Source organism: Brucella sp. NBRC 14130, from assembly GCF_040371715.1.
GTDB lineage: Bacteria > Pseudomonadota > Alphaproteobacteria > Rhizobiales > Rhizobiaceae > Brucella > Brucella intermedia.
On the sequence record NZ_BAABTE010000006.1, the window covers coordinates 162,347 to 180,968 of the forward strand.

An 18,622-nucleotide genomic window follows, 5' to 3' on the forward strand; every position below is an offset into this window, starting at 1 on the left:
AGCATTATCCAACGCGACCCGGTCATGTTGGATAAAGCTCCAGTCATCCGCTTCAACGTGCAATCCCATCCGGGGCCTGCCAACCCCCTCCAGAGCTGCACTCTACTCCGAGTCCGATGCGCTTTCACCGCGATAGCGATGCAATATAAGCGCCCGCTTTACGAACCCGGCTGCCGCCTTTCCTTCAAGTACGGCTGCATGTATCACATTTCCGCCCCCAAATGCCAAATCCATTTCTTCTCCCGTAAAAAGAGAGAACGAAGGGATTTCCGGACCATCCAGATGCACCACGGCACGGCGAGCCTGATCAAGCTTGCGTACGCCGTCGGCAGCGGCTTCCCTTGCGTGCAACACCATGGCGGCTGCCCCAGTACGGATTGCCTGATCCACCTTGGTCGAGCCCGACACCACAGCACCGGCCTTGCGGGCCAGAGCGAGACTGCCGAGAGCAGATTTCGTCAGCAGCTGGTCAACCAGCGCGCCAAGATCCGCCTGCGGCGTTACACCTTCTTTCAGCGCCCGCGCAAAAAGCTTGCGCTTGACCGCTTCATCCACCAGACGGCGCTCGGCCTTGACCCAGCATCCCCTGCCCGGCAGATTTCGTTTCAGATCCGGCACGACGGAACCATCGGGACCAGCCACGAACCGGATCAAATCATCGGCAGAACCGCTTTCGCGCGTTACGATACAGGTTCTGTCATTCATATCCTGCTCCACGCGTACTCCAGTCTTGCCACATCGCGGTCTGCCCGCACATCGGACCCAACGCGGGCGCTGTACCAGAGCGAAAGCCCCACCACAACCCGTTAGAGCGCCATGGGTCCTCATAAACGCACAAAGGACGCTCCAAACCGATGAATCCAAGCATCGCGCTTTCCGAAAATCCCAACCGATTTTTCGGGTGGATGCTCAGGACGGCCACCACCGCCCTCGAAAGCCGGACTGGCCGATCAATCCGGATGAACGACGGCCATTTTCAGAACTCAATTGCGAGAGCCGCACAGCTTACGCCTGAAATGAACCAGACGTAAGAGCCACGCGGCCCTCCTGTTCCAGCAGGCTTCTTAAGAAGCTGCTTCCTCTTCGCCAGCTTCGGCTTCTTCTTCCTGAGCCGATGCCAGTTCTTCTTCCGTGATCCATCCTGCCTTCAAACGCGCAGTCAGCACCATCTGTTCCGCATCGACGCGCGAAACGTCAAACGGGGAGAAGATGCCGCTATGGGCGACGGTTTCGCCGTCCTTGCGTTCACGCCAGCCGACCAGATCATCAACAGCATAACCGGCAAAGTCCTCGATCGTCTTCACGCCGTCTTCACCGACAGCCACCAGCATCGCCGTGGTGATGCCCGGCAGTTCGCGCAGTTCATCCGCGACGCCCAGTTCCTTGCGGCGATTATCCTGTTCGCTTTCGATGCGATCCAGATATTCGCGGGCGCGTTCCTGGATTTCGCCAGCCGTATCGTCGTCGAAGCCATCGATGGAGGCGATTTCGCCCGGCTCGACATAGGCCAGTTCCTCGATCGAGGCAAAGCCCTCGGAAGCCAGAACCTGACCGACCATCTCGTCGACGTCGAGCGCTTCCATGAAAAGGGTCGAACGTTCGGCGAATTCCTTCTGGCGACGTTCGGATTCTTCGTCTTCCGTCAGGATGTCGATGTCCCAGCCGGTGAGTTGGGAAGCCAGACGCACGTTCTGACCGCGACGACCGATTGCAAGTGATAGTTGGTCATTCGGGACGACAACTTCAATACGTTCGGCATCTTCATCGAGAACAACCTTGGCAACTTCAGCAGGCTGAAGCGCATTGACGATGAAGGAAGCCGCATCCGGCGACCACGGAATGATGTCGATCTTCTCGCCCTGCAGTTCGCCGACGACGGCCTGAACGCGGGAGCCGCGCATGCCGACGCAGGCGCCGACCGGATCGATGGAAGCGTCACGCGAGACGACCGCGATCTTGGCGCGGGAACCCGGATCGCGGGCAACCGACTTGATTTCGATGATGCCGTCGTAGATTTCCGGCACTTCCATGGTGAAAAGCTTCGCCATGAAGGACGGATGGGTACGCGACAGGAAAATCTGCGGACCGCGCTGTTCGCGACGCACGTCGTAGACATAGGCGCGGATGCGGTCGCCGTAACGGAAAGCTTCACGCGGGATCAGTTCGTCACGACGCACGATGGCTTCGCCACGGCCCAGATCAACGATCACATTGCCGTATTCGACGCGCTTCACAGTACCGTTGACGATTTCGCCGACACGGTCCTTGTATTCGTCATACTGGCGGTCACGCTCGGCTTCGCGCACTTTCTGCACGATGACCTGCTTTGCCGACTGCGCGGCGATACGGCCGAAATCCATCGGCGGAAGCTGGTCAGCGATGAAATCACCAATCTGTGCGTCCGGGTTGCGATCACGGGCGGTGAAGAGCGAAATCTGCGTCGCGTAATCCTCGACGTGTTCAACGACTTCGAGCAGGCGCTGCAGCTTGATCTCACCGGACTTCGCATTGATGTCCGCGCGAATGTTGCTTTCCTGGCCGTAACGTGAACGCGCCGCCTTCTGGATCGCATCGGCCATGGCCGCAAGAACGATCTCGCGGTCGATCGACTTCTCGCGTGCGACCGCATCGGCGATCTGCAGAAGCTCCAGCCTGTTAGCACTGACTGCCATTGGACTCTCCTTGGTGTCGCATCCGGCTCCTCAAGATGCCGGACGCCTGAAACTTATTCTTTATCTTCTGCTTCGTCCGATGCGGCTGCGTCGGACTGCCCGTCCGCTTCATCGCTACCGAGATCGTCACCCGGAATGCGGCCTTCGCGCAGGGCCTTGTCCTTGCGCAACGCATCGCGGATCAGGTCATCGGTCAGAACGAGGCGCGCATCCGAGATCAGATCGAATGGAATGCGCACGACAGGTTCGCTGCCATAGGAAATCTGATCGCTTTCGATCACGACGGATTCCGCATCGCCCAGAACGATACGGCCACGAAACTTCTTGCGGCCTTCATGAACGATGGAAGTTTCCACCTTTGCAATGTGACCGGCCCAGTCGGCGAAGTCCGACTTGCGGACCAGAGGGCGGTCGATACCGGGAGAGGAAATCTCCAGATGGTATTTTCCATTGATCGGATCTTCCACGTCGAGAACCGGCGCAACGGTGCGGCTGACCAACTCGCAATCGTCGACCGTCATCGTGCCGTCGGGACGCTCGGCCATGATCTGCAAGGTCTGGCCGTTGAGGCCGGAAAGGCGCACACGCACAAGGCGGAAACCCAGCGTATTGAGCACCGGCTCCACAATGCCTGCTACTTTTGCATCGATGCCTGTTTCGCGAATGATACGCTCATCCGGGCCTGCGGCTTCAATTGCCTGTTCCTGTTCCGTCACTCGATAAACCTTTTTACAGAGCCGTAAGTAACAAAAAAGAGCGGGTCCGGGAGGGCCCACTCTTGTTCAAACGACCAAGAATTTGAAACCTATATACCAGCGGAAGCGGATTTTTTCAAGACCGCTTCTGCTGTTCGATTCATTCCGTTTACGCCCAGCTGCTTCAACGGCGGATAAAGGTCAGATAGGCGGCGCGGCGTCCCTCGCGAAAAGCCTTTGCTTCATAGCGCGTGCCCGGCCAGCCTTCATAGGCATCATTCCAGTCGGACGGACCGTCCGCCTGCCAGTCGAACGCCAGATGGCGGCGACAATGCTGGAGCGTCCAGTTGACGTAATGTTCGATATCCGAAGCAAAACGGAATTTCGCGCCGGGCTTCAACACGCGAGCGAAGCGGTCCAGATTGGCGTCGCTCACGAAACGGCGTTTCCAGTGGCGGCGCTTGTGCCATGGATCGGGATAGAAAAGATCGATGCCCGTCAGGGAAGCATCCGGCAGCCAGTCCAATACCGCCGTCGCATCCTCATCATAGAGGCGCAGGTTTTGCCGCGGCTCTGCATCCAGTGCCGCCAGCATCTTGGCCATGCCGTTGATGAACGGTTCGACGCCAATGAAGCCTGTCTGCGGATAGCGGCCGGTTTCGTGGTGCAGATGCTCACCGCCGCCGAAGCCAATCTCCAGACGCACGGCATCAACCTCTGCGTCAAAGAGCGTGCGCAAATCCTGCGGTGCCGGATTTTCGACATCGATCTTCAGGCGCGGCAGAAGATCCTCGAACAGGTTCTTCTGGTGGCTCCGCAAAGGCTTGCCGTGGCGACGGCCGAAGAAATTTCCGGCACCGCGCAGAGGATGAGATTCTTCAGTCATACTTTATCCGTGGGCATCATATCTGGTGCTCTATCCATCTATTTTGACGCGCATCTAGTCCGAAAACCGTTTCACACTTTTCGGGATGTGCTCCAATAGCAGAAGAGCGCGATCCAAGACCGCGCTCCTCGAAAATCGTCGGCACACATAATGCCAAGCGGCTTTAGATGCAACTTCCCGCCGGAACTTACGCCACCGCAGCCTTCAGAGCCTTGGTCAGGTCCGTCTTCTCCCAGGAGAAGGAACCGTCACGGCCCGGCTTGCGGCCGAAATGACCATAAGACGAGGTCTTGGCATAGATCGGCTTGTTAAGGTCTAGATGCTTGCGGATGCCCGTCGGCGACAGGTCCATGACTTCACGCAGCGCTTCCTCGACCGCAGATTCGGCCACCTTGCCGGTGCCATGCAGGTCGACATAGACCGACAGCGGCTGTGCAACGCCGATGGCATAGGAAAGCTGGATCGTGCAGCGGTCGGCAAGTCCGGCGGCAACCACGTTCTTGGCGAGATAACGGGCAGCATAAGCGGCGGAACGGTCAACCTTGGTCGTGTCCTTGCCGGAGAATGCACCGCCGCCATGCGGAGCGGCACCACCGTAAGTGTCCACGATGATCTTGCGGCCGGTCAGCCCGGCATCGCCGTCCGGTCCGCCAATGACGAACTTGCCGGTCGGATTGATGTACCAGTTGCAGTTGGCGGCTATCGGAAGGTCGCCGAGCGCTTCGCGGATATAGGGTTCGACAACCGAACGGACCTTTTTCGAATCCCAGCTTGCATCCAGATGCTGCGTGGAAAGAACGATCTGCGTAACCTCGGCGGCCTTGCCGTTCTCGTAGCGCACCGTGACCTGGCTCTTGGCGTCAGGACCGAGCTTGCCCGCGTCGCCCTCGCCCTTGTGGCGGGCTTCGGACAGCTTTTCCAGAATCTTGTGCGAATAATAGATCGGCGCCGGCATGAGATCGGGGGTTTCACGGCAGGCATAGCCGAACATGATGCCCTGATCGCCCGCACCTTCTTCGCCCTGACGGTCAGCAGCGTTGTCCACGCCCTGCGCGATGTCGGCGGATTGCGGATGCAGAAGCACGTCGATCTTCACGGTCTTCCAGTTGAAGCCGTTCTGTTCGTAACCGATTTCGCGGATCGCCTTGCGGGCCGCCGAACGGAACCGCGAAGGATTGATGAGCGGATGCCCGGCAGCATCATGGGCGATGGTGCCGTCCTTATTCTTCTTCAGGAAAGTATCCGGCACGCGCACTTCGCCGGCGATGACGACGCGATTGGTGGTCGCAAGCGTTTCACAGGCAACACGGACAGACCACGGATCGACGCCGGTGCGGCGCGCTTCCTTGTAGATCATGTCCACGATTTCATCGGAGATGCGGTCGCAAACCTTGTCCGGATGGCCTTCGGACACAGATTCGCTGGTGAAGAGATAAGAACTGCGCGACACGGGTAACCCCTCTTGAAAATCCAACGGAGAATATCTCCGCCATGGAAACACAGTAGCGCCCGGAACAGGTTCCAGCGTTCCGGGCACGGTAATGTGTTAGCGAAGTTGGGATTAAACCGTCAATGCATATTCTTGTTGCGACAGCGCCTCGGCACGAAAATTCGTTCCGCACGGCATTTTCCGACTGTTCCGGCGCCATGAAGCGCCAAGTCCGGCGGGGCACGGCCATGCCCCGCACCTATCGCCTTTTCAGGATATGCAGTCAGTCAGCGTCCGCAGCGAGCGACTTCACGAGATCGATGATCTTGCGGCGCACTTTCGGATCTGAAATTTTCGTGAAGGCGCGGGTCAGCTGAACGCCTTCATTGGAATTCAGGAAGTCGACAACGTAGGTCGCTTCATTATCTTCTGCAAAACCGGCCTGGTTCGAGGAACCTGGTGCGTCTTCAAAAAAGAAGGAGACCGGGACATTCAGAATTGCCGAGATCGCCTGAAGGCGGCTTGCACCGACGCGGTTGGTGCCTTTCTCGTATTTCTGGATCTGCTGAAAGGTAATGCCGAGATTTTCGCCTAGTTTTTCCTGACTGAGGCCCAGCATGTTACGACGAAGACGGATGCGGCTGCCGACATGCACGTCAATGGGGTTGGGCTTCTTTTTATTCTCAATCATACAACTGTCACTCCTCGCAGCTGCGAGCTTTCATTCATGCTCTGTTCATCTGAACAGCGATAACAATAAGTTTTGGGAGGTAGTCTGACGATTTTCCGCAAAAACCGTCGCCGCCGAGCCATAACATCGTAACAATATTAGTCTGTCAATGAAAACGCCTGCCGATTGGCAGTCGGAGAGCCACGCTCACCGCGAGTAAGGTTAACAGTGCTACCAGAGATTGTCGCGAGCCGGGCGGCGTGCTCCAAAATGGTGCACGAGTTGACGGTAGGTAAGCGTCAATGACCCCGACGGCATCATGCGCAAGGCCGTCAGTGATTCGACCATAAGCATCCACCACCGCTGAAAGACCATTATTGGCTGCGCGAATGAGGGGCAGCCCCTGCTCCACGGCCCGCACCTGTGCCTGTCGAAAATGCTGGTATGGTCCCGGCGTATCGCCATACCACGCGTCATTCGTCACATTTATGATGGCGCCTGCCGCCTGTCCGGAATAGCCGAGTTCGTCCGGGAAAATCGCCTCATAGCAGATCAGCGGCAGAAAGCTTGTGCCATCTTTCACGGTCAGCGCCCGGCGCGTGGTGCCGGCGGTAAACCCGCCGGGCATTTCCACCACTTCCTGAAGCCCAAGCTTGCGAAGAAAATTCTCATAAGGCAGATATTCGCCGAAGGGGACGAGATGCACCTTGTCGGCGGCATCAACGATGACGCCCCGGTCATCGATCGTGTAAATGGAATTATAATAGCGCGGCTCGCCGCCACCGGATGCCTTTTCTTCACGAACGGCACCGGTAAGCAGCACCTGACCGTCCTGCAGAACTTCGCCGATCCGCGAAAGAGCCTCGGGCGTTGAGGTGAGGATATAAGGAACTGCCGTTTCGGGCCATATGATCACATCGGGCTTCGGCTTGCCTTCGGCGGGTGCTTCCGCCGTCAGGGATACCAGCTTGTCGAAAATGGACCGGCGTTCGGCATTATCCCACTTCATGGTCTGGGCGATGGATGGCTGAACGATACGAACCGCGAGCGAGGTTTTTTCCTCGCCCAATGCGGGCGCTTGTGAAAGCGTCCACGCACCGAAGCCGATGTGGGCAGCGAAGAGTATCAGGGCAAATGCAATGCCCGTCTTTGCAAACCGCCCGCCGATCAGCAATGCTGGTGCGCCAAAGACAAACACTGCCAGGGCGCTCATCCCGGTGAGGCCAAGCACGGCGACCGATTGCATCAGAAGCGGCGTTGGCATGATGGCATAGCCGATGGCGTTCCACGGGAAACCGGTGAACAGAAAGAGGCGCAGCCACTCCGCCAGCGCAAAGCCGAACGCAAGCGCAACGATGCGCCCCAAGCCGTCAGACCAGAAGACACGCGCGACCATCGTCGCAAGCGCGTAGAACAGAGCCAGAAATGCAGGGAGGCCCAAAACCGCCAGCGGCAGGGCCCAGGCAAACTGGTCCGCATCGATGAGCAGCGCCGTGCCGATCCACCACAGCCCGGAAACGAAATGACCGAAGCCGAACCACCAACCGACCATTGCTGCGGGAAGCAGGCGCCTGACCGGACCGGCATTCGCATTGGCGATAGCGCCATCGATCAGCCAGACGAGAATTGGAAAAGAGATGAAGCCCGCCACAAAGATATCGAAGGGCGGCTGAGTCAGTGTGGCGAAGGCACCACTCAGAAAAGCGGCCAGCGCACGACGCCAGCCGCTCGACAGAATGATTTTCCCCGCCAGCCTTTCGATCATCCGGCCTCTTTGGGGGCGTCGGTTGCCGTTTCGGCTTGTGCGGGCTGTTCTCCCGGCTTGGCGGATACGACAGCGCGTTGCTGGCGGCGACGGTCAGCCGCGGAAAGCGGCACGATACGCACTTTCTTTACCCGGCGCGGATCGACTTCCAGCACGTGGAATTCGTAGCCCGGAATTGCCTGAACGACCTCGCCGCGAACCGGAATGCGCCCGAGAACCGAGAAGATCAGACCGCCGACCGTATCGACGTCCTCGCCATGCTCGCCAACTTCGAAAGACGGGCCGATCTTTGCGGCCAGTTCCTCCAGATCGGCGCGTGCATCCACGACGAACACGCCGTCGGCTTCTTCGGCGATCATGATTTCTTCGTCGTCATGTTCGTCTTCGATATCGCCGACGACCATTTCGACAATGTCTTCCAGCGAGACCAGACCATCGGTGCCGCCATATTCGTCGATGACCAAAGCCATCTGGATATGGGTCGCCTGCATCCGCGCCATCAATCCGCTCGCCATCATGGATGGCGGCACGAACAGGACCTTGCGCATGAGATTGAGTTCACCGATCGTCTTGGTGAGATCGATGCGGCCCATGTCGAACTTGGCGGCCTTGTCTTCGGCTGTCGCCTTGCTGCGCGTGGTACTGCGGCGCGTGGTCTTCTGACGGGCCTGCTTGGTGATGTAGTTGAGAACATCGCGGATATGGATCATGCCGCGCGGGTCGTCCAGCGTTTCGGCATAGACCGGCATACGCGAATGGCCGGATTTTTCGAAAAGCTCCAGCACTTCCCAGAGCGGCGTGGAAATTTCCACGGCCTCGACGTCGGCGCGCGGAATCATCACGTCTTCAACGCGGATTTCGCGCAGGCGCAGGATATTGTGCAGCATCGCCTTTTCTTCGGGCGAGAATGCTGAATCCTGTTCGCTTGCCGTGCTGGAAAGGGCATCGGCCAGATCTTCACGCAGCGAAGATGATTGGCGCGAGCGCATGAACGGGAAAATATTCGACAACAGGGAACGCTTTTCGGCCACTACGGACCGCTGCGTACTTTGCCCTTCGGCGTCTTGAGTCTCGCTGCGATTTTCGCCAGCGGACGGGGGGTGCGATGTTTGATCAGCCATGGTCAATCGTTGTTAAGGTCTCAATCGGATACAGCATAAGGGTCGGGGATGGCAAGAGCATGAAGGATTTCACGCTCGCGGCCCTCCATCACCTCCGCTTCCGCATCGGTTTCGTGATCGTAACCCAAAAGGTGCAAAAAGCCATGCACGACAAGGTGTACAAGGTGGTTTTCGAGCGGCTTTCCCTCTTCAAGAGCCTCTCGCTCGAGGGTTTCCCGCGCGATGATGATGTCGCCCAGCATCGGTCCCGGCTGCGATCCGGCCTTGACCGGAAATGCCGGAAACGACAGCACATTGGTCGGCTTGTCCTTGCCACGCCATTCGGCATTCAGGGTCTGGATCGATGCATCATCCGTGAAGACGACACTGAGTTCGCTTGCTGCGCTTTTCAGTCCAAGGTTGGACCAGGCGGCCTCGACGGACTTTCTGACGAGCCCTTCAAGGGCGTTTTCGTCCTGCCAGTTGCCGGCTTCGATCATGATATCGATATGGATCGCGTTATTTGACACGTTCTGCGGCGGCTCTCCATGCTGGTTAGCCGCATCATCCTTTCAGTTATTAGAGCGCCGTGCGTCCAATCAGACGCACAGAAGCCTTTGCTTGAGCATAATTTTCCCGATCAAAGCAGGATCAGAAATCAGCCGGTGGACCGATTTCCCTGCGCAGGCGGTTCGGCTTTTCGGAATCATGCTCTGGAAAGCTGCCTGCCAAGAGACAGACAGCCTTTGTTAAATCGTGATTCCAGCAGGCAATTGCAAGATCATTCCGAACGCGCGTGCTGTTTCCCGTCGCGGTCGTAAGCGCCGACGATTGCTGCCACCAGCGGATGGCGAACAACGTCTTTCTCCGTAAAGCGCACCTTGATGACGCCTTCGACATCATCCAGCACGCGAAGTGCTTCCACGAGGCCCGATTTCTGCCCCGGCGGAAGGTCGATCTGGCTTGGATCGCCGGTCACGATCATGCGCGAACCCTCGCCAAGGCGGGTCAGGAACATTTTCATCTGCATGGAGGTCGTGTTCTGCGCCTCATCGAGAATGACCGCAGAATGCGCCAGCGTACGCCCACGCATGAAGGCAAGAGGTGCAATTTCGATCACACCCGCGGTAATGGCACGTTCCACCTTTTCCGCCGGCATCATGTCGTAGAGCGCATCGTAAAGCGGGCGCAGATAGGGATCGACCTTTTCCTTCATGTCGCCCGGCAGGAAGCCCAGACGTTCCCCCGCCTCGACAGCGGGGCGGGACAGGATGATGCGTTCCACCAGACCGCGTTCGAGAAGCATGGCGGCATGAGCAACGGCAAGATAGGTCTTGCCGGTACCGGCCGGTCCGACGCCGAACACCAGCTCCGACCGGTCGAGTGCCCGCATATAGGCATCCTGCGTCGGCGTGCGGGCAAAGATCGTCTTCTTGCGCGTGGAAATCTGGGCTGCGGAAAGCTTGCCCTTGTTTTCCATGGTCGGCAGCGTCAACTGGTCATCGGCAGCGATTGCCATGCGGAGTGCGCCATCCACATCGGATGGTCCAAGCTCATGACCTTTCTGCAGCGTGGCATAAAGATGATCGAGCGCGCGCCGCGCCTGCTCGGTCGCGGTCGGCTCACCCCGGATCGACAACTGGTTACCCTTGGAGCGGACATCCACGCCAAGCTTCTGTTCGATACGGGCAAGGTTTTCATCGAACTGACCGTAAAGCGCGCTGGCAAGACGGTTGTTGTCGAAGGTGAGCACGATATGGGCCATATCCGAGGCCCCGGTCGTCGGGCTTTTTTGCGTTTGATTGGTTGGCTTGGCAGACTTCAGCTTTTCCGTAGCGCTCAACCGTATCTCCTTAAAGCACAATCCTGAAAAGTAGGGGACTTTTCAGACCAGACTATGCATGAACGCAAACCGTCCACACACTGCAATCATAGTCTCGACAGGATTACCGGCAAGCGACTCAATACGCCGAAATTTTCTGCCTCGGCATCATCATGCCTTCAGGCCAGTTTTTGCGCAATAAGGCTGTTGGTGCCTGTGGACGTGATTTTCACATGAATGATGTCGCCGATCCGGTCCTGATTGTCATCGATGATGACAGGCAGCAGCCATGGCGAACGGCCCACCATCTGGCCCGCAACGCGACCCGGCTTTTCGAGCAGCACATCCATCTCGCGACCGATCATGGAATCCTGGAACGCATATTGCTGTTCGGACAATAGTGCCTGAAGCCGCTGGAGGCGTTCATCCTTGACCGCTTCCTCGACATGATCGTCAAGATCGGCACCCGGCGTGCCGGGACGCGGCGAATATTTGAACGAATAGGCCTGCGCGTAATTGACCTCGCGCACGAGCCGCATCGTGTCTTCGAAATCCTGATCGGTTTCACCGGGGAAGCCGACGATGAAATCACCCGACAACGCCATATCCGGCCTGACTTCGCGGATACGCTCGATGAGGCGCACATATTCATCCGCCTTGTGACGGCGGTTCATCGCCTTGAGAATGCGGTCCGAGCCGGACTGTACCGGCAGATGCAGATAAGGCATCAGCTGGCGCAGGTCACGATGGGCGGCAATCAGGCTGTCATCCATGTCGCGCGGATGGCTGGTGGTGTAACGAAGGCGGGCAATCCCCGGAATGCGCGCCAGACGAAACAGAAGTTCGCCCAGGCCCCATTCGCGACCATCGTCACCAGCGCCGTGCCAGGCATTCACGTTCTGGCCGAGCAGGGTCAATTCACGCACGCCGCTGTCGGCAAGGCGCTCGGCCTCCGCCACAATCTGCTTCACACTGCGCGAAACTTCCGAGCCGCGCGTATAGGGAACCACGCAGAAGGTACAGAACTTGTCGCAGCCCTCCTGCACGGTCAGGAACGCTGAAACACCGCGCTTGCGGGTTTCCTCGCGCCTCGGCGATGGCAGATGTTCAAATTTATCCTCGATAGCGTATTCGGTCTCCACCACCTTTTCGCCGCTGCGAACCCGCGCAAGCGCATTAGGCAAGCGATGATAGGTCTGCGGCCCGATGACCAGATCGACATTCGGCGCACGGCGCAGGATTTCCTGTCCTTCCGCCTGCGCCACGCAGCCCGCAACGCCGATGGTCAGTTCCTTGCCATTCGCTTCGCGCGCATCCTTCATCTTGCGCAGACGGCCAAGCGCGGAATAGAGCTTTTCCGACGCTTTTTCACGAATATGGCAGGTATTGAGCAGAACCAGATCGGCATCATCCGGCGTATCAGTCGCGACATAGCCTTCCGCTGCAAGGCTGTCGGCCATGCGCTGGCTATCGTAGACGTTCATCTGGCAGCCATAGGTCTTTACGAAAACCTTGCGCGCATTCGGGCGCTCTGCCGCGGGGTCGAGTTCGGTGATATTGTCGCTCATGCGCGGCTATCTACAGCTTTTGTCGTCATTTTGGAAGGTGACAATCTGACGGCTGTCACTCTTCGGGGATATCACGCCCCAGCAATGCGCTTTGCAAAAGCGCGCGCACCCGGTTTTCCATTGTGCGAGCGAGCGCCTTGCGATCTGTCTCGGCCGTTACCACAATGGGTTCCCCGAAACGCACCTCGACGTCTATCGCGCCCTCTCGCAAGATGCCTTTGAGATGCGGCATCAGTTCGACATCGCCCGGCCACGACGCAATGGGGCGGAAATAGCGGCCCATCGCCATGCCGTGAACCCCCGTATAGGCGATGGCGACCGGCTGAACCATGACTTCAGGCACATTCGCTTCCCTGATTGCGGCGTGCGCGGCACCGAAAAGCGCCGTCTTGAAAGGCAGAACGCGATTGCCGTCCGATGTCGTGCCTTCGGCGAACAACACCATTGCGTCGTCGGTCGCCAGACGCCGCGCAATCTCCGAGGTCTGCTCTCCGGTCTTGCCTCGCCGCTCGCGCTCCACGAAAACGGTACGCTGCAAGACGGCGAACATGCCGAAGACGGGCCAGTCGCGCACTTCCGATTTAGCGATGAAGGACACCTGCCCTACGGCCGACAGCACGACAATGTCGCTCCATGATGTATGATTGGCGACAAGGAGAAGCGGGCGGCCTTCGTGCATCTGGCCGACGGTCCTGATGCGGAAGCCGAAAAGCCTCGCCACGACGCGGTGGAAGAAGTTCGGCAGGCTGCGTTTCCAGCCGTTCTTCAGTTTCAAAAACAGATATTGCACCGGAATCAGCGACAGGCTCAGCGCAACCATGGCCGAAACGACCAGGAATATCCGTATCGCGCCGATCATGGCGCCCTCTTCAGGTCACGCCGCAAGATGAGGGCCGCCGAACGCCCATTCGCCGTTTCGTAATAGGCAGGACGGTCGCCGACCTTCCGGAAGCCGAGGCGGCGGTAAAGCGCCTGCGCGGCGACGTTGGCCTCGTCCACCTCGAGAAAAAGCGTTTCGGCCCGTTCCTGGTAGAGATGGCGCAGCACGGCATCCATGAGCGCGCGCCCCACGCCCTGCCGCTGCACGACGCGCGCGACGGCGATGGTGAGGATTTCCGCTTCTCCTGCGACCAGACGGGCCAGCACGAAGCCGCACGCATCGTTCGGCTTGCCTTCCGCACGCGCCACAAAGCCGAACACAGTGTTTTCGCCAATCAGCGACCTGAAATCATCGGAGCTCCAGCCATGATGGAAGGCGGCGGCATGAATGCGCTGGATCGCATGGCTGTCCTGTGCGTTCAGCGGTTCTATCGAAACCTCCCTGCGACCGAAACGGCCGAACGGCAAGCCCATCATCGGCTATTCCCCAGCGCTCTTCCGCGGCAGCGCAAACCCGACCTGTGGCTTTGCATCAGGCCCGCGCATGTAAAGCGGCTTCGGCGCATCCCCCGGCTGGCGCGAGCCTGCGAGACGCGCATAAACGCCGATTGTCGCGGTCGGCTCTGACGGGCCGAGCGCGAAACGTCCGCCAACCGCCTCATTGATTGAAACGGAAGCAGAACCCGCTAGAACCGTATTTTCGGCCTGGGAAGCGGCAAGGGCCTCTGCCTCCTCCCGTGACAGGACCAGAGGCTTCGCGCCTGGCAAACCCTTCGCATCGAATGATTGCGCATAAATTTCGCCGCGATGCGCGTCGAGGAGGACGAGCACCGGCTTTTCAGGCTTCGTGAGCCGGCTTTCAGCGGCCAGCGCTTCGAAGGCTGTGATGCCGAGCGCCGGAACGCCGAGGGCCAATGCAAAGCCGCGCACCGCCGAAACGCCGATACGCACACCGGTAAACGATCCCGGCCCGATATTGACCGCCATGCGATCCATGTCGCGGAGCGATAGTTTCGCCTCCGTCAAAGCGCGTTCTACATAGGTCATCAATACTTCCGCGTGTCCTTTGCCGATGTTTTCGCTCACATCGGCAAGCACGAGATCGCCATCGGAATCGTAGACGGCAACGGAACACCACGAAGCGGCAGTATCAAGCGCGAGTATTTTCATGCGCAACCGGGTAAATCAGATTTCGCGCTGCGACAAGCCGCAACTTGGTGCAAGCCCAATCGGTCCCGTTTTTTAACCGACCCACGGAACAAAATCTGTCGGCATGCATTTTCCCACCGGGTGCGGGAATGTTTTGCGTTGCCTTGAAGGTAACGAAGGCCCTCCGGCAATCGAGCCTTGTAAGGATCTGGCGGGTTCGTTTGTGTTGGAACAGCTGCCCACGACCATGAGCGACATTCTCCCAGTCTCTCCTAGCCGGATCGAGCAAAAGGATGTGAGGATAAAATGCCCCAGAAGTCGATGCATGCAACCCGCAACGATCTTCCTTCCAATACGAAGACGACAATGATCGCGCTGCTTAACCAAAACCTCGCCGCGACAATCGATCTTGCCCTCATCACCAAGCAGGCTCACTGGAATCTCAAGGGGCCGCAATTCATCGCCGTTCATGAAATGCTCGATGGCTTCCGTGCCGATCTCGACAACCATGTCGACACGATTGCCGAGCGCGCCGTACAGATCGGCGGCACGGCCTACGGCACGACGCAGGTGGTTGCCAAGGAAAGCAAGCTCAAGCCTTATCCGACCGACATCTATGCCGTTCACGACCATCTGCTGGCATTGATCGAGCGCTATGGCGATGTCGCCAACCTGCTGCGCAAGTCGATCAAGGATGCAGATGAAGCGGGGGACGACGATACGGCGGACATCTTTACCGCCGCGTCCCGCAGCCTCGACAAGGCGCTGTGGTTCCTCGAGGCCCATGTTCAGGAAACGAACTAATATGAGAGCCTGACGGCCTGGCAACCGTCGTTTCTATAAAGGCCGGGAAATCCCGGCCTTTGTTGTCTGGCTATACTCAGTTAGCCCATTCGCCGCCGCGCATCACCGGCTCGCGGGTTCCGTCCGCGTTGATGCCGTCGACGTCGATCTGGCCGGAGCCGATCATCCAGTCGATATGGATAAGGCTCGCGTTGCCGCCCTGCGCCTTGATCTGTTCCGGCGTCATCTTCGCTCCGTCGATAAAGCATTTGGAATAGCACTGGCCGAGCGCGATATGACTTGCTGCGTTTTCATCGAACAGGGTGTTGTAGAACAAAAGCCCACTCTGCGAGATCGGTGAGGAATGCGGCACCAGCGCCACTTCGCCCAGATGACGGGCGCCTTCATCCGTATCCAGCACCTTGTTGAGCACCTCTTCACCACGGCTCGCCTTGGCCTCGATAATCCGCCCGCCCTCAAAGCGAACCACGATATTCTCGATCAAGGTGCCCTGATGCGACAAAGGCTTGGTGCTGGTCACATAGCCTTCGACACGAAGAGCGTGGGGGGTCGTAAACACTTCCTCCGTCGGGATGTTCGGATTGCAGGTGATGCCGTTTTTGGCAGTGGACGCGCCGCCGTGCCATTCATGGCCGTCGGCAAGCCCAACAGTCAGATCAGTGTTCGGCCCCTTGAAATGCAGGGCGCTATAAGCCTTGCCGTTCAGGAAGCGGGTGCGGGTGCGAAGTGCTGCATTATGCGCCGCCCAGGCGCCGACCGGATCGTCGACATCGACGCGCGACGCCGCGAAGATCGCATCGGCCAGCTTGCGGGTCGCAACATCTTCCGGTTCGTTTGGAAACATGAGCTGCGCCCATGCCGGATTGGGATAGGAGATGATGTTCCAGTTGATGTCGAAACCGGCGATCTTTTCCAGCGCCGGCTGATAGGCCTTTGAATTGGCGCGGTTGGCGCGTGAAACCTTGGCCGGATCCTGGCTTGAAAGCAGCATCGGATTGTCGGCTGCGATGGCCAGACGGGCAGCGCCGTCCGAATAGGCCTTTGCCATGCCTTCATAAAGCCAGCTTGCCGCACGGTCGAAACTCGCATCCGATGCATTCTCGTACCGGGCAAGCGCCATTTCATCATCCGCGAAGAACGGCGTTACCAGCCCGGCTCCGGCCTTGTAGGCATGCTTGGCGATGAGGCGCACCAGCGGCAGCGCCACGACCGGGGCGGTGATGACGAGATCCTGCCCCTCGCGCAATTGCAGACCGACACGAACGGCGACTTCCGCGAGACGTTCAAGTTTCACCGGATCGATGACTGGGTTCAGCTGTTCAGGAGCCATGGGTGGAAGACCTCTTTCGATAGGGAATCACCGACAGTTTATCAGACGGCATAATTTCACCACCTTTTTTCCTGCCTTTACGCTATAGTATTCACGCGGTCAGTTGCAGAAGAAAGCAGACAGCAATGAATAAGAAAGTGCTTATCTTACTGGGCATTACCGGCCTTCTGACCGGCTGCGTAACGATGACGCCCGAACAGCGCCGTGCAGCTGACGAGCAGACCTGCCAAAGCTATGGTTTCAAACCCAGGACCGACGCTTTCGCCAATTGCCTCATGCGGCTCGACCTCGATCGCAGGGCCGACAGGCGCGCCTGGCAGAATCAGGTCGATTTCTATGATGCTCCGATGATGATCTATCGTCCGGTCTATCGGCCCTGACGCCTTCGCTGAAAACAACTGCAATCTGCCATTGAAATCAAAACGCCGGTCTGGTTGGAGCAGACCGGCGTTGCAGAGCATCCGATTATAAATGCGCTTCCTAGAGCGGAGCTTCGGGACGATCCTGGGAGAGAAGAAGCGCGCCGATGGCGTCAGCCTGCTTCTGGCTCGCCGGAGCATAGCCAAGCGAGGTCGGCTGCGGGGCCGTCGTATCGAATTGCGGCTGGTAGGACGCCATCTGCATATGCTGTTCCTGTTGAGGCACCGCAACATCGCGATGACGCGCCAGACGGTCACTGCGCGCCTGAGGACCGACGCCGCTGTTCTGGTCTGCGCTTTGAGCCTTGGAAGCCTCCGCGAGTGCCACCTGAACAGTCGGTTCCGTTCCCGGAACCGGACCGGTCTGCGGCAGGGTCACATCATAAGATGGATCCTGCGGAACGGAAGGCGATTGCGGCGAATATGCGAGGGCAAGATTGTATGGCTCCTGCGGGACCGGGTTCTGCAGCGAGCCGTCGCGGTTGCGCTTTTCGTAGAAGGAATTGCCACCGGCGACGAGCACATAGTGCATGTTGTTGTAAGGGAACCTCAGGCCCGCCGTATGGAAGAACAGGGCGTTCTTGAGTTTCGGATGGCGCTGCCCCTTCAACACTGCATCGGCAGTTGCCTGAACATCAGGCAACGCCTTGGAATCCATCCTGCGGGTGAGGACGCCCGGCGCAAACTGGTTCTTCTGGCCAACGACGCCGCAAATCGTATCGGGATAACGGCCCGATGCGAGACGGTTCATGACGACCGTGCCGACAGCGAGAAGCCCGTCGGGGCTCGAACGGTTCGATTCGAAGAACATCGCGCGCTCAAGGCATTCCTTGTCACGCGCTGTGTAGGTGTAGGTCTTCACGCCATTGACGGATTTGACGTGGTTGGCCGCCGTCTTTTCCGAATTGGCTTTTCCCGTGGTTCCGGTCGTCGTGCATCCGGTGACCACGAAAGGCGCAACCACCAGCCCGACAAGAACGGGCAATTTCCACTTCGCGGCGCGCGTCAATGGCTCAATCTCATGTTAGGACCCTTAACTGATCCAGTCATTCGTTCAGGCAGACACATCCGGAATGATGCGCGCGAACGTCTGACCGCGGTGCAAGTCAAAGAGGACGAAGATCAAAATCATACGTCCTACTGTCGCTCAATCGAATTCAAGGTTTTGGAATTTTTAGGCCAAAAAAAGGCGAAGGGTCAAATCCCAACGATGCAGGCGGCGGTCAACCCGCCTGAAACGAAATCCGAATCGAGAGTGCGAATATGCCTACAAGCCCTTTAAATATATTAATAATTTATTAACAAGAATTACGAATTCAGATAAGGCATTGATTTAATGCGATACAAATTCCCGCAATACACGCCATATCGCTGCCTTAATTCGCTTTTGCTTGGATGGTTTTCCCCACCACATCCGCGCTGCTTCGAATGATC

At 58.3% G+C, this 18,622-nt stretch carries 18 protein-coding genes; 2 read left to right on the forward strand and 16 right to left on the reverse strand.

What is annotated here, in order from left to right:
- Positions 1–102: 102 nt before the first annotated feature.
- From ABWW28_RS14285 to tsaB, 14 genes are all read right to left on the reverse strand, one after another.
- Positions 103–717, reverse strand: coding sequence for an RNA-binding protein (locus tag ABWW28_RS14285; protein WP_312352258.1), 615 nt, complete (start codon positions 715–717; stop codon positions 103–105).
- Positions 718–1,064: 347 nt separating this feature from the next.
- On the reverse strand, positions 1,065–2,672 hold the full coding sequence (gene nusA, locus ABWW28_RS14290) for a transcription termination factor NusA (RefSeq protein ID WP_006468151.1): 1,608 nt from the start codon (positions 2,670–2,672) through the stop codon (positions 1,065–1,067).
- Positions 2,673–2,725: 53 nt separating this feature from the next.
- Positions 2,726–3,388: a ribosome maturation factor RimP gene (gene rimP / locus ABWW28_RS14295; RefSeq protein WP_021587626.1), complete on the reverse strand. Its 663-nt coding sequence runs from the start codon at positions 3,386–3,388 to the stop codon at positions 2,726–2,728.
- A 163-nt stretch (positions 3,389–3,551) separates the two neighbouring features.
- A complete protein-coding gene (gene trmB, locus ABWW28_RS14300; protein WP_176588069.1) occupies positions 3,552–4,253 on the reverse strand; it encodes a tRNA (guanine(46)-N(7))-methyltransferase TrmB in 702 nt (233 codons plus the stop codon).
- A 187-nt stretch (positions 4,254–4,440) separates the two neighbouring features.
- Complete coding sequence (metK, locus tag ABWW28_RS14305; protein WP_006473099.1) at positions 4,441–5,703, reverse strand: methionine adenosyltransferase; 1,263 nt, start codon at positions 5,701–5,703, stop codon at positions 4,441–4,443.
- Positions 5,704–5,965: 262 nt separating this feature from the next.
- Positions 5,966–6,373 (reverse strand): helix-turn-helix domain-containing protein, encoded by a 408-nt coding sequence (locus ABWW28_RS14310; protein ID WP_006468145.1) that lies wholly within the window; start codon positions 6,371–6,373, stop codon positions 5,966–5,968.
- Positions 6,374–6,518: 145 nt separating this feature from the next.
- Positions 6,519–8,117, reverse strand: a complete 1,599-nt coding sequence (lnt, locus tag ABWW28_RS14315; protein WP_021587624.1) for an apolipoprotein N-acyltransferase — start codon at positions 8,115–8,117, stop codon at positions 6,519–6,521.
- Entirely contained in the window at positions 8,114–9,238 is a 1,125-nt protein-coding gene (locus ABWW28_RS14320; RefSeq protein WP_031347143.1) for a hemolysin family protein, read from the reverse strand. Before ABWW28_RS14320 ends, lnt begins: the two co-directional genes overlap by 4 nt.
- A 20-nt stretch (positions 9,239–9,258) precedes the next feature.
- Positions 9,259–9,747, reverse strand: coding sequence for an rRNA maturation RNase YbeY (ybeY, locus tag ABWW28_RS14325; RefSeq protein ID WP_021587622.1), 489 nt, complete (start codon positions 9,745–9,747; stop codon positions 9,259–9,261).
- Positions 9,748–9,998: 251 nt separating this feature from the next.
- Entirely contained in the window at positions 9,999–11,060 is a 1,062-nt protein-coding gene (locus tag ABWW28_RS14330; protein WP_021587621.1) for a PhoH family protein, read from the reverse strand.
- A gap of 158 nt (positions 11,061–11,218) precedes the next feature.
- On the reverse strand, positions 11,219–12,607 hold the full coding sequence (gene miaB, locus ABWW28_RS14335) for a tRNA (N6-isopentenyl adenosine(37)-C2)-methylthiotransferase MiaB (protein WP_021587620.1): 1,389 nt from the start codon (positions 12,605–12,607) through the stop codon (positions 11,219–11,221).
- 55 nt (positions 12,608–12,662) lie between these two features.
- Positions 12,663–13,466 (reverse strand): lyso-ornithine lipid O-acyltransferase, encoded by an 804-nt coding sequence (gene olsA, locus ABWW28_RS14340; protein ID WP_021587619.1) that lies wholly within the window; start codon positions 13,464–13,466, stop codon positions 12,663–12,665.
- Positions 13,463–13,963 carry a ribosomal protein S18-alanine N-acetyltransferase gene (gene rimI, locus ABWW28_RS14345; RefSeq protein WP_021587618.1) on the reverse strand — a complete coding sequence of 167 codons (501 nt, stop codon included), beginning with the start codon at positions 13,961–13,963 and terminating at the stop codon, positions 13,463–13,465. Before rimI ends, olsA begins: the two co-directional genes overlap by 4 nt.
- Positions 13,964–13,966: 3 nt before the next feature.
- Positions 13,967–14,656 carry a tRNA (adenosine(37)-N6)-threonylcarbamoyltransferase complex dimerization subunit type 1 TsaB gene (tsaB, locus tag ABWW28_RS14350; RefSeq protein WP_021587617.1) on the reverse strand — a complete coding sequence of 230 codons (690 nt, stop codon included), beginning with the start codon at positions 14,654–14,656 and terminating at the stop codon, positions 13,967–13,969.
- Positions 14,657–14,941: 285 nt separating this feature from the next.
- Here tsaB and dps point away from each other — a divergent pair, with 285 nt between their 5' ends.
- Positions 14,942–15,439 (forward strand): DNA starvation/stationary phase protection protein Dps, encoded by a 498-nt coding sequence (gene dps, locus ABWW28_RS14355; RefSeq protein WP_021587616.1) that lies wholly within the window; start codon positions 14,942–14,944, stop codon positions 15,437–15,439.
- A gap of 76 nt (positions 15,440–15,515) precedes the next feature.
- Here dps and ABWW28_RS14360 read toward each other — a convergent pair whose 3' ends face one another.
- Positions 15,516–16,769, reverse strand: a complete 1,254-nt coding sequence (locus ABWW28_RS14360) for an aminopeptidase (RefSeq protein ID WP_021587615.1) — start codon at positions 16,767–16,769, stop codon at positions 15,516–15,518.
- Between the two features lie 125 nt (positions 16,770–16,894).
- Between ABWW28_RS14360 and ABWW28_RS14365 the strand changes: the two genes are divergently transcribed.
- Positions 16,895–17,149, forward strand: coding sequence for a hypothetical protein (locus ABWW28_RS14365; protein ID WP_021587614.1), 255 nt, complete (start codon positions 16,895–16,897; stop codon positions 17,147–17,149).
- 100 nt (positions 17,150–17,249) lie between these two features.
- Here ABWW28_RS14365 and ABWW28_RS14370 read toward each other — a convergent pair whose 3' ends face one another.
- Positions 17,250–18,197, reverse strand: a complete 948-nt coding sequence (locus ABWW28_RS14370; RefSeq protein ID WP_021587613.1) for a cell wall hydrolase — start codon at positions 18,195–18,197, stop codon at positions 17,250–17,252.
- Between the last annotated feature and the right edge of the window lie 425 nt (positions 18,198–18,622).

Bases quoted from the DNA above. Each gene is read 5' to 3' on its own strand.
- ABWW28_RS14320 (WP_031347143.1), bottom strand. From the start codon at position 9,238: ATGGCTGATCAAACATCGCACCCCCCGTCCGCTGGCGAAAATCGCAGC.
- tsaB (WP_021587617.1), bottom strand. From the start codon at position 14,656: ATGAAAATACTCGCGCTTGATACTGCCGCTTCGTGGTGTTCCGTTGCC.
- ABWW28_RS14365 (WP_021587614.1), top strand. From the start codon at position 16,895: ATGAATAAGAAAGTGCTTATCTTACTGGGCATTACCGGCCTTCTGACC.
- trmB (WP_176588069.1), bottom strand. From the start codon at position 4,253: ATGACTGAAGAATCTCATCCTCTGCGCGGTGCCGGAAATTTCTTCGGC.
- miaB (WP_021587620.1), bottom strand. From the start codon at position 12,607: ATGAGCGACAATATCACCGAACTCGACCCCGCGGCAGAGCGCCCGAAT.
- ABWW28_RS14360 (WP_021587615.1), bottom strand. From the start codon at position 16,769: ATGGCTCCTGAACAGCTGAACCCAGTCATCGATCCGGTGAAACTTGAA.
- olsA (WP_021587619.1), bottom strand. From the start codon at position 13,466: ATGATCGGCGCGATACGGATATTCCTGGTCGTTTCGGCCATGGTTGCG.
- dps (WP_021587616.1), top strand. From the start codon at position 14,942: ATGCCCCAGAAGTCGATGCATGCAACCCGCAACGATCTTCCTTCCAAT.
- ABWW28_RS14310 (WP_006468145.1), bottom strand. From the start codon at position 6,373: ATGATTGAGAATAAAAAGAAGCCCAACCCCATTGACGTGCATGTCGGC.
- nusA (WP_006468151.1), bottom strand. From the start codon at position 2,672: ATGGCAGTCAGTGCTAACAGGCTGGAGCTTCTGCAGATCGCCGATGCG.
- lnt (WP_021587624.1), bottom strand. From the start codon at position 8,117: ATGATCGAAAGGCTGGCGGGGAAAATCATTCTGTCGAGCGGCTGGCGT.
- rimI (WP_021587618.1), bottom strand. From the start codon at position 13,963: ATGATGGGCTTGCCGTTCGGCCGTTTCGGTCGCAGGGAGGTTTCGATA.